The organism is Paraburkholderia dilworthii (genome assembly GCF_000472525.1).
In the GTDB taxonomy this organism is placed as follows: Bacteria; Pseudomonadota; Gammaproteobacteria; order Burkholderiales; family Burkholderiaceae; genus Paraburkholderia; species Paraburkholderia dilworthii.
The window spans coordinates 79,418-92,424 of the sequence record NZ_AWZT01000009.1; the positions used below are offsets into that span (position 1 = coordinate 79,418).

At 62.0% G+C, this 13,007-nt stretch carries 10 protein-coding genes; 6 read left to right on the plus strand and 4 right to left on the minus strand.

Going from position 1 to position 13,007, the window contains the following annotated elements; translation table 11 throughout:
• Window positions 1-52: 52 nt before the first annotated feature.
• The 5 genes from F759_RS0110930 (at window position 53) to F759_RS0110950 (ending at window position 5,669) form a co-directional block, all read left to right on the plus strand.
• Complete coding sequence (locus F759_RS0110930; protein WP_027799882.1) at window positions 53-1,564, plus strand: NCS1 family nucleobase:cation symporter-1; 1,512 nt, start codon at window positions 53-55, stop codon at window positions 1,562-1,564.
• 52 nt (window positions 1,565-1,616) lie between these two features.
• Window positions 1,617-3,068 (plus strand): dihydropyrimidinase, encoded by a 1,452-nt coding sequence (gene hydA, locus F759_RS0110935; protein ID WP_027799883.1) that lies wholly within the window; start codon window positions 1,617-1,619, stop codon window positions 3,066-3,068.
• 351 nt (window positions 3,069-3,419) lie between these two features.
• A complete protein-coding gene (locus F759_RS0110940) occupies window positions 3,420-4,202 on the plus strand; it encodes an amino acid ABC transporter substrate-binding protein (protein ID WP_027799884.1) in 783 nt (260 codons plus the stop codon).
• A 22-nt stretch (window positions 4,203-4,224) separates the two neighbouring features.
• The gene (locus tag F759_RS0110945; protein ID WP_013338679.1) at window positions 4,225-4,902 is read left to right on the plus strand and encodes an amino acid ABC transporter permease; all 678 of its coding nucleotides are present in this window, start codon (window positions 4,225-4,227) and stop codon (window positions 4,900-4,902) included.
• The gene (locus F759_RS0110950; RefSeq protein ID WP_027799885.1) at window positions 4,902-5,669 is read left to right on the plus strand and encodes an amino acid ABC transporter ATP-binding protein; all 768 of its coding nucleotides are present in this window, start codon (window positions 4,902-4,904) and stop codon (window positions 5,667-5,669) included. Before F759_RS0110945 ends, F759_RS0110950 begins: the two co-directional genes overlap by 1 nt.
• A gap of 181 nt (window positions 5,670-5,850) precedes the next feature.
• On the opposite strand, the gene leuA is transcribed toward F759_RS0110950, so the two are convergent.
• A complete protein-coding gene (gene leuA / locus F759_RS0110955; protein WP_027799886.1) occupies window positions 5,851-7,569 on the minus strand; it encodes a 2-isopropylmalate synthase in 1,719 nt (572 codons plus the stop codon).
• Window positions 7,570-7,871: 302 nt separating this feature from the next.
• Between leuA and F759_RS0110960 the strand changes: the two genes are divergently transcribed.
• Window positions 7,872-8,537, plus strand: coding sequence for a hypothetical protein (locus F759_RS0110960; RefSeq protein WP_027799887.1), 666 nt, complete (start codon window positions 7,872-7,874; stop codon window positions 8,535-8,537).
• Between the two features lie 187 nt (window positions 8,538-8,724).
• Here the strand turns inward: F759_RS0110960 and F759_RS0110965 are convergent, their stop codons facing one another.
• From F759_RS0110965 to F759_RS0110975, 3 genes are all read right to left on the minus strand, one after another.
• Window positions 8,725-10,659, minus strand: a complete 1,935-nt coding sequence (locus tag F759_RS0110965) for a glycosyl transferase family 1 (RefSeq protein ID WP_027799888.1) — start codon at window positions 10,657-10,659, stop codon at window positions 8,725-8,727.
• A 142-nt stretch (window positions 10,660-10,801) separates the two neighbouring features.
• On the minus strand, window positions 10,802-12,067 hold the full coding sequence (locus tag F759_RS0110970) for a DUF3443 domain-containing protein (RefSeq protein ID WP_027799889.1): 1,266 nt from the start codon (window positions 12,065-12,067) through the stop codon (window positions 10,802-10,804).
• Between the two features lie 265 nt (window positions 12,068-12,332).
• Entirely contained in the window at window positions 12,333-12,797 is a 465-nt protein-coding gene (locus F759_RS0110975; RefSeq protein WP_027799890.1) for a DUF2844 domain-containing protein, read from the minus strand.
• Between the last annotated feature and the right edge of the window lie 210 nt (window positions 12,798-13,007).

A 13,007-nucleotide genomic window follows, 5' to 3' on the forward strand; every position in this document is an offset into this window, starting at 1 on the left:
GACGCGCCGACAGAAGCCGCGCGGGCTTCAACGATCCAGTGGAGATCTTTCGATGAAGCAGACCGCGCAACCCGTCGATCCGCAATTCGCGGCCGGCGCGCAAGGCAGCAGTCTTTACAACGACGACCTCGCGCCGACCGGCCCCGCGCAACGCACCTGGCGCTGGTATCACTTCGCCGCGCTGTGGGTGGGCATGGTGATGAACATCGCGTCGTACATGCTCGCCGCGGGATTGACCGAAGAGGGCATGTCGCCGTGGCAAGCGGTATTGACCGTGCTGCTCGGCAACCTGATCGTGCTTGTGCCGATGCTTCTGATCGGCCACGCGGGTGCGAAGCACGGCATTCCGTATGCGGTGCTGGTGCGCTCGTCGTTCGGCACGCAGGGCGCGAAATTGCCCGCGATGCTGCGCGCAATCGTCGCTTGCGGCTGGTATGGGATTCAGACCTGGCTCGGCGGCAGCGCGATTTATACGCTGTTGAGCATTCTCACTGGCAACGCGCTGCACGGCGCGGCCTTGCCGTTTCTCGACATCTCCATAGCGCAGCTCGCGTGTTTTCTCGTGTTCTGGGCTTTGCAGATTTACTTCATCGTGCATGGTACGGACTCGATCCGCTGGCTCGAAAGCTGGTCGGCGCCGATCAAGATCGCGATGTGCATTGCGCTCGTCTGGTGGGCGACGTCGAAAGCGGGCGGGCTCGGCTCGATGCTCGCAGCGCCGTCGCAATTCGTGCCGGGCGGCAAGAAAGAAGGCATGTTCTGGGCGACATTCTGGCCGGGGCTCACCGCGATGGTCGGCTTCTGGGCCACGCTCGCGCTGAACATTCCCGACTTCACGCGCTTTGCGAAAACGCAGCGCGACCAGATTGTCGGACAGTCAATCGGCTTGCCGGTGCCGATGGCTTTGCTCTCGGTGATCTCGGTGGTGGTGACGTCCGCTACTGTAGTGATCTATGGCAAGGCGATCTGGGACCCGATCGACCTGACGAGCCGCATGACGGGTATCGGCGTGGGCGTCGCGCTCATCATCCTCACGCTCGACACGATGTGCTGCAATCTTGCCGCGAATCTCGTCGGGCCTGCGTATGATTTTTCGAGCCTGTGGCCGAAGGGCATTTCGTATCGCGTCGGCGGCATGATTACCGCGACCATCGCAATCGTCATGATGCCGTGGAAGATTCTCGCGACCACGCAGGGCTACATCTTCACGTGGCTGGTCGGCTATTCGGCACTGCTCGGTCCGGTGGCGGGCATTCTGATGGTCGACTATTTCCTGATTCGCGGCACGCGGCTCAATACGCGAGAACTATTCGACGAGCGCGGTGAATATAGCTATACGGGCGGCTGGAATATCGGCGCGGTGGTCGCGCTCGTGATCGGCGTACTGCCGAATCTGCCGGGTTTTTTGCACACCGCGTTTCCTGCTTCGTTCGCGAACGTGCCCGCGATCTTCAATACGCTCTATACGTATGCATGGTTTGTCGGGCTTGCGTTGGCCTCCATCGTGTATAGCGCGTGGATGAAGTTGAGCAAGGGACCGAGTGCGCGCGTCGCGAGTGCGTGAGAAAACCGCATACGTAGTAGCGGTATGTGCAAATTCATAAGGAGGCGGCAACATGACGACCCTGATTCGCGGCGGCACGATTATCGACGCGGAGAACACGTATCGAGCGGACGTGTTGTGTGCCGACCCGCAAGACGGCGGCACGATCCTGCAAATTGAAGCGGACCTCGAAGCGCCAGCGGGCGCGAAAATCGTCGATGCGGGCGGACAGTATGTGATGCCCGGCGGCATCGATCCGCACACGCATATGGAGTTGCCCTTCATGGGCACGACCGCGAGCGACGATTTCTACACCGGCACTGCAGCGGGTTTGTCGGGCGGCACGACGAGCATCATCGACTTCGTGATTCCGAGCCCGAAGCAAAGCCTGATGGAAGCGTTCAGGGAGTGGCGCGGCTGGGCGGAGAAGGCGTCGGCGGATTATGGTTTTCATGTTGCCGTGACATGGTGGGACGACTCGGTGTATCGCGACATGGGCACGCTCGTGCATGAGCACGGCGTGTCGAGCTTCAAGCACTTCATGGCCTACAAAAACGCGATCATGGCCGACGACGAAGTGCTGGTGAACAGCTTCTCGCGATCGCTCGAACTCGGCGCGCTGCCTACCGTGCACGCGGAAAACGGCGAACTGGTGTTCCAGTTGCAGCGTCAACTGCTCGCCAAGGGCTTTACGGGTCCTGAAGCGCATCCGCTGTCACGGCCGCCCGAGGTCGAGGGCGAGGCGGCCAATCGCGCCATTCGTATCGCGCAAGTGCTGGGCGTGCCGGTGTATATCGTGCACGTGTCCGCGAAAGACGCGGTCGATGCGATCTCGCGTGCGCGAAGCGAAGGGCTGCGCGTGTTCGGTGAAGTGCTGCCGGGCCATCTCGTGATAGATGAAGCCGTGTATCGCGACCCGGACTGGACGCGCGCCGCGGCGCATGTGATGAGCCCGCCGTTTCGTTCGGCCGAACATCGCGAGGCATTGTGGCGCGGTTTGCAAGCCGGCCAACTGCATACGACTGCGACAGACCACTGCGTGTTCTGCGCGTCGCAAAAGGCGATGGGCCGCGAAGACTTCACGAAGATCCCGAACGGCTGCGGCGGGGTCGAGGATCGCATGGCGGTGCTGTGGCATCACGGTGTGAACTCCGGGCGTCTCACGCCGAACGAGTTCGTGCGCATTACATCGACGAATGCCGCGCAGATTTTCAACCTGTATTCGCGTAAAGGCGCGGTACGAGTCGGCGCGGACGCGGACCTCGTCGTGTGGGACCCGAATGCGAGCAAGACGATTTCGGTGAAGACGCATCATCAGAAGGTCGACTTCAACGTGTTCGAAGGCATGACGGTGCAAGGCGTGGCGATGCATACGTTCACGCGCGGCGCGCTTGCCTGGACCGATGGCGACCTGCGCGCCGTACGAGGCGCCGGGCAATATCAGAAGCGTCCGCCGAACGCCGCTTATTTCGACGCGATCCGCGTGTCGAACAAGTTGAAAGAGCCGCATCCGGTCGAGCGATAAGGCCTCGACTATCACCTATGCGGCGCGGACGAGCAAGCCCGCGCCGCATTTCCTCTTAGCGCGGCGCAGTCGCCGCGGCGCGACCGTCTCGCGTTTTCCCCGATGGCGCCCGGCCTACGTTCCATGTTGCGATGCATGCCGCGTCTTCGCATCTGCTGTAGAGTTGAAAGTCATGTGATAGTGGAGGCGATGGCTGCGGCTTAGCACGGACGCGCATATGGATTGGAAACCTGATCCTTTGTAAAAACGCAGGCCGTTTGCTACAGTCCGCCCACTCCGCCGGGCACGAGGGCCGGTGGCACCGCCAACACGAGTCCGGGCACGCGGCCTGACTATCTTAGGGAGCCACTCATGAAGTCGATTCGTTCCATTTTGCTGATCGCGCTGTTTCATGCGGTGACCGTGAGCCCTGTGTTCGCGGCCGATGAACTCGCGCAGATCAAGTCCTCTGGCGTGTTCAGGATCGGCACGGAAGGCACCTATGCGCCTTTCACGTTTCACGACGAATCCGGCAAGCTGACCGGCTTCGACGTGGAGATCGGCACACAGATTGCGCAGCGCCTCGGCGTCAAGCCGCAATTCGTCGAAGGCAAATGGGACGGTCTGATCGCCGGTCTCGACGTGAACCGCTACGACGCGGTGATCAACGAAGTCGCCGTGACCGACGCACGCAAGGTCAAATACGATTTTTCGGACCCGTACATCACGTCGCATGCGGCACTGATCGTGCGCTCCGATAACAGCGCGATCAAGACCTTCGACGATCTGAAGGGCAAGAAATCGGCCAATACGCTGACCAGCAATTTCGGCAAGATCGCGGCGGCGCATGGTGCGGAAGTGATTCCCGTGCAAGGCTTCAATGAATCGATCGATCTGCTGACCGCGGGCCGTGTGGATGCAACGGTCAACGACTCGCTATCGTTTCTCGACTTCAAGAAGCACAAACCGGATGCGAAGGTGAAGATCGCCACACTGGACACATCGCCGGAAAGCAGCGACAAGTCCGCCGTGCTGATCCGCAAGGGCAGTCCCGAGCTCGTCGCGGCGATCAACAAGGCGCTCGCGGATATGAAGAAAGACGGCACGTACGCAAAGATCTCACAGAAGTACTTCGGCAAAGACGTCTCCAAATAAACGCCTTTCGCGAGTCTGAATCATGCCCGCATGGTTGCATCTGATGGCGCAGTCGCTATGGCCTTTGCTATATGCGGGGCTCGTGTTCACGGTGCCGCTCACGTTGGCGTCGTTCGCAATCGGACTTGCTCTCGCATTTATTGTCGCGCTCGTGCGGCTTTTTGGGCCGAAGTGGGCGGTGGCGGCGGTGCGCTTCTATGTGTGGCTCTTTCGCGGCTCGCCGTTGCTCGTGCAACTATTTGTGATCTTCTACGGCTTGCCGAACGTCGGCATCGTGCTCGATCCATTGACGGCGGCGATCATCGGCTTCTCGCTGAATGTCGGCGCCTACAACTCGGAAGTGATTCGCGGCGTGATCGAGTCGATCCCAAAGGGACAGTGGGAAGCCGCATATTCGATGGGCATGACGCGCGAACAGGCGCTGCGTCGCGCGATCCTGCCGCAAGCCGCGCGTGTTGCGTTGCCGCCGTTGTCGAACTCCTTTATCGCGCTCGTGAAAGACACGTCGCTGGCTGCGGTGCTGACGGTGCCAGAAGTGTTTCAGGCAGCGCAGAGAATTGCTTCGGTCACCTACGAACCGTTGATTCTTTATACCGAGGCGGCGCTCGTGTATCTGCTGTTCAGCTCGGTGCTGTCGTCGGCGCAAGTGAGGCTCGAACGCAAGTTCGGCCGTCATGCACTCTTTCAGGCGGGCAACTGATGATCCGACTGGAAAAAATCGACAAGTATTTTTCAGGGCACCGTGTGCTCGATTCCGTCGATCTGCACCTCGCGCAAGGCAACGTGACCGCATTGATCGGACCGTCGGGCAGCGGCAAAAGTACGCTGCTGCGTTGCGTGAATCTGCTTGAAATTCCCGAGGCCGGCTCGCTCAAAATCGGCGATCAGCACCTGACGTTCAGCCCCGACGAGCGGCCGTCTCGCGAAACGGTGCTGACGATTCGCCGCCGTACCGGCATGGTGTTTCAGAACTTCCAGTTGTTTCCACATCTGACGGTGCGTCAGAACGTGATGGAGGGTCTTCTCACGGTGTTGAAGTGGAACAGGGAAAGGGCGAGAGCCCGCGCTGACGAATTGCTCGAAAAGGTCGGCATCGCGCATAAGGGCGATGCGTGGCCCGTCACACTGTCGGGCGGGCAGCAGCAGCGCGTCGCGATTGCGCGTGCATTGGCGCCGTCGCCGGAAGTATTGTTGTGCGACGAGCCCACGTCCGCGCTCGACCCCGGCCTCGCTGCGGAAGTGGTGGAAGTGCTCAAGCAACTTGCGAATGAAGGCATGACCATGCTGATGGCAACGCATGATTTGCGGCTCGCCGCCACCATCGCACGCGATGTGGTGTTCCTGAATAACGGTGCAGTGGTGGAGGCGGGGCCATCACGCGATGTTTTCATGCGGCCGCAGCAGGAGGAAACCGCGCGCTTCGTGTCGACGCTGACGCACAGCTTGCCCGATGCGTGGACCGAATGAAGCGGGCCTGAGAGGGTACGTCCGATAACAAAAAAACCGTTCACGTGTGAAGCAAAAAGAAGGGACGCCTCGGCAGTGAACTGCACCCCAATGGTCGGATCAGCGTCCAACTTTTGAGTGCGGTTCGCAGCGGGGCGTCCCTTCTTGCATATCAGTCCGTCGCGGCCTCTTTACCGATGTCTCACGCTTCGGCGCGCTCGGCTTCGTTGTCCAGCGCCGTTTCGAAGAACCGACCCTTGGCCTCTTCATTGGCGCGTGCATAAGCGCGATTCACGCCGCTGATCACCGCGCGAATCGATGCGGTCACCAGATTCGCGTCGATCCCCACGCCGAACGCACTGCCGGTCAGATCCGCACCAGCCATCTCGGCGACGGCGACCGCGCGCGCATCGGCGCCTTGCGTCAGCGCGCGCTCCTCATAGTGCTGGATGCGCACAGGCACGCCCATCGCGTGCATCAATGCGTCGAGCGGACCGTTGCCTTCGCCGTTCAGCACGCGCCGCGTGCCATTGATATCGACGGTGAGTTTGATGCGCTCGCGTCCGTTCTGCTCGGACAAGCTGTGGCCGATGTAATGAACCGGCGAGGTGTTCTGCACATATTCCTGCTGGAACAGTTGCCAGATTTGCGACGGCGTGACTTCCTGTCCGCTGTCGTCGGTAAAGCGCTGCACGGCCGAGCTGAAATCCACTTGCAAGCGGCGCGGCAACACGACGCCGTAGCTCTGTTCGAGCAGATACGCGATGCCGCCTTTGCCCGACTGGCTGTTCACGCGAATCACGGAATCGTAAGTGCGGCCGAGATCATTGGGATCGATCGGCATGTAGGGCACTTCCCAGACCGCGTCCGGCTTCTGCGCAGCGAAGCCTTTTTTGATCGCGTCCTGATGCGAGCCGGAAAACGCGGTGAACACCAGATCGCCGACATACGGATGACGTGGATGCACCGGCAACTGCGTGCATTCCTCGGCGGTGCGCGCGACTTCATTGATGTTCGAGAAGTCGAGGCCGGGATCGACACCTTGCGTGTACAAATTCAGCGCGAGCGTGACGAGGTCCACGTTGCCGGTGCGCTCGCCGTTGCCGAACAGGCACCCTTCGATACGATCCGCGCCCGCCATCACCGCGAGTTCCGCCGCGGCCACGGCGGTTCCGCGATCGTTATGCGGATGCACGGACACGATCAACGAATCTCGGCGCGCGAGATTGCGGTGCATCCATTCGATCTGGTCGGCGTAGACGTTCGGCGTGGCCATTTCGACCGTGGCCGGCAAGTTGACGATGGCTTTGTGCCCGGGCGTCGGTTGCCAGATATCGAATACGGCGTCGCAGACTTCCTTCGCAAATTCGAGCTCCGTGCCGCTGAATACTTCAGGGCTGTATTGCAGCGTGAAGTGCGTTTCGGGCGTGGCATCGGCGAGACGCTTCATCGTGCGCGCGGCTTTTTGCGCGAGTTCCTTGACGCCGTTCTTGTCGAGCCCGAACACGATCTTGCGGAATTCCGGCGCGGTTGCGTTGTACAGATGCACGATCGCGCGCGGCGCGCCGCGCAACGATTCGAACGTACGCTCGATCAGGTCGTCGCGGGCCTGCGTCAATACTTCGATCGTCACGTCGTCGGGAATGTGGCCGCCCTCGATCAACTCGCGCACGAAGTTGAAGTCGGTCTGCGATGCCGACGGAAACGCGACTTCGATTTCCTTGAAGCCGATCTGCACGAGAGTCTTGAACATGCGCATCTTACGCTCAGCGTTCATCGGCTCGAACAGTGCCTGATTGCCGTCGCGCAGGTCGGTGCTCATCCAGATGGGCGCATGCGTGATGGTGCGCGACGGCCATTGGCGGTCCGCCAAATTGATGGGCTTGAAGGAGCGGTACTTGGTAGCAGGGTTCTTCAACATTTTTCATCGTCCGTGGGTTCGACAGGCTGGTAGTCGACCGGACGACAAAAACGCAAAGCAGCGCCGCCGGTCGGAAACCGGGGCTGGTCAGTTACTGGGGAGTTATGCGGTGCTTCGGGTGTTTCAGATGGAAGCGCGCAGCAGCAGACCTAGCCCGGTGAAGTGGGCTAGTAGTAGCGATAGGGTGGTCTGGGCGCGGTACATAGTGCGCAATAGGAACATATTATTGGGACGGCGTCAAGCAGGGCGCTCGCGTGCGGCGCCAGGCTACAATTCCCAACGGCTTGAAAAACGGAACGTCAATGAAGATTCGGATTGTCACTATCGCGTGTGCCGCGACCGCTACAGCACTTCTCGCGGCCTGCACGGCTGTCTACAAAAATTCGGACGCGTGCGAGCAGTTGATGCGAAGCAAGCTGGCAGAAACATCGTCCGATACGCTCAAGATCGGCCATACGGGCGCAGGTATCGACGGTTCACGCGTCGTGGTCGAAGGGTCCATTGAACATGTGATGACGGCCTCCGAAGTTGCCGCGGCGTCGGCGCGTGCTGCTTCGGGCGCGCGGGCGGGACGAAGAGCGGCTGCGTCGGGTGTGGTGGCGGCTTCGGCTCCGGCTTCGGCTTCGGCTGTGCGGGCTGCGTCGGCTTCTACTGGTTCCGCGGCTTCTGATTCGGCTCGGGCTGCTAGCCTGGCAGGGATGTCGGGTGCGACTGCTTCGCCGCGTGACTCGGGTGCTTCAGGCGGTTCAGGTGCTTCAGGTGTTGCAGATGCATCGTATGCGGCGTCAGCGATGCTGGCGTCGGAAGCTGATGGGCTTGCGCTGAAGCCGGCCAAGCCGAAGAAGATCGTTCTGGCCGCCGCCGCCGAATGCACGTTCCGTGGTCCCTCGCTCGACACGTTCAGTTGGCTAGCACCGGCGAAGCTTGCCGCGCGGGCAGAATCGGATGCAAGTGAAGCAGGGGACTAAAACTTTCCACCCAGACGATTCATAGCTGGCCTGCTGCAGTCAATATGCGTCAACATGCGTGGCCGCGCGCGCGTGCAGCCATGCACATGCCTAGCGCGGAGCCATACCTGTACGTACCGAAGCGCAGTCACACGGTAGGCGGCTAATCCCGCCAACGCCGAGTGACTGTTTTATATTCAGCCGGCCGTCAGGCCACCACGTTCGCATCGCGCCGGCTCTGCGCTTTATTCATCAACGCGAGCACGCTTTGCGCCAACACCTGCGGGCGGCCTTCAAAGCAGCGCTCGACCGCGCATGTATCAATCAGACGCTGCCGCAATGCCGTGCGTTCGTCGTGACTCTCGATCATTCGCACGGCTGCCGCGATATAACTCTCAACGCTGTCTCCCGTTGTCCACGGCGGCATGCCGACCCGCTCGAACAGCGCGCTGTCGATCCGTTCGAACACTTCGGGGCCGCGCTTGCACACGCCGGGCAAACCGAGCGTGAGCGCGTCGACGATGCCATTCGTATTGCCGAATGGAAACGGACTCAGAAAGAGATCCGAGCGATTCACGCGCTCAAGGTAGCTCGCATACTGGTGAAATTCGTGCACGACCGCGCCCGGCAGCGCGCGGCCAATGACTTCGCGCATTTGATCGAGCGCGAGGCCGGCTGGCACGCCGCTCATGAAATGAAACTCGACGGGCGTGCGGGCGCGTGCGCCGATCTCACGGCAGGCCGCGAGGAAGCCGGGATTGAGCTTCATCGCGCTGGCGGTAATGACCACTTCTAGCGTTTCGCGCACAGCCGGAATGCACGTGACGAGCTCCGGCAACGCAACCGAAGGCCGGTACGGCTGCCCGTCTTTCGGCAGCCTCATCAGGCTTTCGCTGAAGCATGCAGGATCGCCGACGTAGTCTTCCTCGACGCTGACGTAGTCGATCTTGTCGGAGTGCGTGGTGGCTGGGTGCCCGAGGCCCGCAATCTGCAGCGGCGCGACGCGCAGATTGGACATGAACACCGTCATCACGAACATGCCGACGCTCGGCATATACAGCACCTCCGGCTTTTCGCGCTCGGCAAAGTCGCGAATGGTCTGCAGGCATTCGCCGATATAGTCCGGACGCTCCAGTTCGATGAAACGGTCGAAGACCGCCCGGCCGGTATTGTCCGTTGCGTAGCCGAAACCGAAGCCCACCACTTCGAAATGCTCGCGCGCCGCCTCCAGCGTGCGCGAGTGCGTGCGGTAGATCGAATGCGCGCCGCCGAACCACTCGAGCACGACCAGCATCAACGGCTTCTTGCGCCGCTTCACATTTTTCGCGTTCTTCGCGGTCTTGAGGTTCGCGGCGTTGGCTTTGGCGTTGCCGTTCGCGTCGGCGTTGGCGCTACGCGGCGCGGCCGGCAGGTCCGTCAAGCCCAGTTGTGCGAGCTTGCGCCGCACGAGCACATTGATGTCGCGCTTGATCTCGTGACGGCGCGGCGTCTCGGCGTAGCTGCAAAACATGTACGCGTTATGCAGCAAGGCGGTGGGCAGATCGTCGAGGTCGTCGATCTGCTGCAGCTTGCCGGGCAGCCATTCGATCAGCGCCTCGCGCTTGAGGTGCGCGCTTGGCGAGCCCTTGAAAACCGGCGCGAGCAGGACCAGCGCGAGGCAGGCCGCAAGGACCTTGTTGTAGGACCACAGCGCGGAAAAGTCGAGCTCCAGTTCGGACTCGGTTGAATAGAGCACGCAGAGCCTTTCGACGAAACTGTCGCCGGCAAGAAACTGCCTGTCATGCGCGCCGCGCGGATTCAGGTGACAAGCGACATGGTCGGCGTTGCCGAACGGCGTGACGTAGAACAGCAACCCCACCCATTCATGCAGTGTCAGAAATAGCCTGAAACACTCGGCGGGCAACTCGAATCCGGGGTCGGCAAACAATGTGGAGGAGGCACTCGCGAGCCGCGTGCAGAAGCGCCTGCGTTGCTCGGCGGGCATGATGCCTTCCATACCCGACGCAAGGAAGCTCTCGTCCAGTACACCGCGTTTGTGCTGAAGCAGCGCGAACGCGGACAGCAGCTGGATCGACGCGCGGGTATGCTGCCGTGTATAAACGAGCTGCTCGAACTCGTCGAGCGAAAAAGTGGCTTCTTCCATCGGATGGCGGTTGGCAGTTATGCATGACTAACTATCTTCCAGATCTGTTAGCCGCGAATGGCGATTATCGCAGCCAGCCGATATCGAATTTGTGCCGCCCACGAGTTTGCGAATTTTCAGCACGCCAAATGCGGCCTTCGATTCAGAAGGCGTAGTAAGGACCGGGCCCCGCCGAGGTCGCGCGCGAGGCGATCGCGGTGTACACGCGGCGCCCGAAAAAGAACGGCAAGCCCCATCCGAAGCCGCTGCTGGCTATGCCCGCAATGTTGTTGAAGGCGTTGTTCGCGGAGGCGAACAGCACACGCGAGTTGCCCACTGAAAACGTGACCACGTTCGACACGCCGTTCGTGCCGGTGATGGCCGCGTTCGCCGTCTGCGTGGAGCTCGGGCAGTACCAGTAGCCGCACTGCGGCAGTTGGGTGTCGCGATAGAAAAGGCCGTTCGAGCCGGTGTCGAGATAACTTTGCGTGTAGGTCTGAGCACCGCGCGTCGTGCTCACGTAACCGGTCTGCGGATTACCCTTTATCACGCCCGCGCTGCCGAGCGTGTTGTTCGCCTGAGTGCCGATGCCGAAGATCATCGAACCCGAAACGGTAGCCGCGCCGCCGTCCGGAATCGCGGGAAGATCGATTACCACGCCGTTGTTGTCGAGTGCAAAGCGGCTGACAGGATTGACGACTTGCTGCGCGAGGGGTTGCGCGGTCGGCAGGCAGGCGCCGCTCGCGTCGCAGCTGTAGTACCAGCGGGGCAGCGCCGCCTTCACGCAGGCGCCGCCGCAGTCGGCCGCGAACACGCCGACGCCGAGAATGCCGTTGGCGCGCAGCGTGTCGAGCGTGAGCATCGACGGGCCGGAGCCGGCGCAATCGGCGGGGACCGTCGGCACTGAAGGGTCGGCGATCAGTTGAATCGGGATCGACGCCGCCAGTTGCCCGGCCATGCGCACGTCGGCGTTGCGCACCGCGCCCCATGCGTAGCCGCCGCCGAATACCGCGCATTCGCCCGATACGCCGGCGCCCGACGCTACCGCGGCGAGCGGCAAACTCGCCGGCACCGCGGACGCGAGAATGCGCAAGCCGTGCGAGCCGGAGTCGACCTGAATGTTGTCGATGGTCGAGCAGTTGCCCGTGCCCGGCTGGCAGAGGGTCACGCTCGTGGTCAGCATGTTGCGCGTTAGGCGCGGCGCGGACTGCACGACGACAGGATGAATGTTAGGCGTGTTCGACTGTGCAGCGGCGGTGCCGCTCGGGCTGGAAGCGGCGGACGGAGCCGACGCGGAAGGCGCGCTGGCCGCGCCCGCACTGCTGGCGGGGGTGGTCGCGGCGGGGGCGCTGCTGCCGCCACCGCCGCCACAAGCCGCAAGGGTGGCGCAGGCGAGGAACAGGGGGCAAAGGAAGAGGTTCGGCTTCATGGCGTCGGGGTGGTCGGCAGTTTGTTTGGGTTGTTCTGAGGGCTTGCGCGCGCAGCTTGCCAGCATCCGGCTAAAGTGCGGCACGACCGCGAGCATCACGCGACCGCGAGCATCAATTGGCGGGGCTTGCCGGGCGTTTGAATGGCGGCGTTTGCAGGGCGCTGGTCGTCAGTTCGTGCGGGGGGCGCTTGCGTCGTGGTCGCGCTCTAGCCGGAAGCCGCATCGGAAGCGCGCGCGGTGTTTCCGGCGAGCGTCCGAATAAGCGTCAGCGGAGGTCGTCGACCGTGACGCCCGGCGGCAACGCGCCCGGCAACCACGCGCGGCCCGCGTAGCCGCGCATCGGCCCGCCCGATTCCACGACGACATCCGGCCGCACGACGCGCGACGCGTGCAGATTGCCGTCGGCCGCCGCCGCGGCTGCGCCTGCCCTGTAGGAGCCGGCGTAGTTGCCGAGCAGGGCGACGAGATCGGGCATCGTCGGACCCTGCCACGTATAGGCGACGATTTCGCCGGTGTTCGCCGCGTATTCGTTGATGACCGTGTTGCCTGCATCGGTCGAGGTGCGCAGGCGCAGCGCGCCGTTCAGCAGGTTTTGCGGCGCGGTGCCGTTGCCCGCCGGCTTCAGCGACATCACGCCGCCGAGTTGAGCGCAAGCATTGACGCTGCCGCACAGCGTCGCGACGGCGATCGCAGACGCAGTAATGACGTGGAAGAAATGGACTTGGGGCATGGGAGTCTCTTGTGCGCGGGGCGTTCGGGTCTTATTGACGAGTTAATTTGAAGATAACACCCGAGTTTCCTGGCGAAGCCTGGCGCCCGTTTCGCGGCATCGCCTCATCGCAAAATCGGTGTATGCGGATTTCGTAAAGAGTCTTTTAAAACAATGTCCTGACACACTGATCGCGCGCATCTGACAGGCCGTTCGGAATAGTTGTCGATT

Coding starts and splice junctions, on each gene's coding strand:
- hydA (WP_027799883.1), top strand. CDS start 1,617: ATGACGACCCTGATTCGCGGCGGCACGATTATCGACGCGGAGAACACG.
- F759_RS0110930 (WP_027799882.1), top strand. CDS start 53: ATGAAGCAGACCGCGCAACCCGTCGATCCGCAATTCGCGGCCGGCGCG.
- F759_RS0110945 (WP_013338679.1), top strand. CDS start 4,225: ATGCCCGCATGGTTGCATCTGATGGCGCAGTCGCTATGGCCTTTGCTA.
- F759_RS0110975 (WP_027799890.1), bottom strand. CDS start 12,797: ATGCCCCAAGTCCATTTCTTCCACGTCATTACTGCGTCTGCGATCGCC.
- F759_RS0110970 (WP_027799889.1), bottom strand. CDS start 12,067: ATGAAGCCGAACCTCTTCCTTTGCCCCCTGTTCCTCGCCTGCGCCACC.
- leuA (WP_027799886.1), bottom strand. CDS start 7,569: ATGTTGAAGAACCCTGCTACCAAGTACCGCTCCTTCAAGCCCATCAAT.
- F759_RS0110950 (WP_027799885.1), top strand. CDS start 4,902: ATGATCCGACTGGAAAAAATCGACAAGTATTTTTCAGGGCACCGTGTG.
- F759_RS0110960 (WP_027799887.1), top strand. CDS start 7,872: ATGAAGATTCGGATTGTCACTATCGCGTGTGCCGCGACCGCTACAGCA.
- F759_RS0110940 (WP_027799884.1), top strand. CDS start 3,420: ATGAAGTCGATTCGTTCCATTTTGCTGATCGCGCTGTTTCATGCGGTG.
- F759_RS0110965 (WP_027799888.1), bottom strand. CDS start 10,659: ATGGAAGAAGCCACTTTTTCGCTCGACGAGTTCGAGCAGCTCGTTTAT.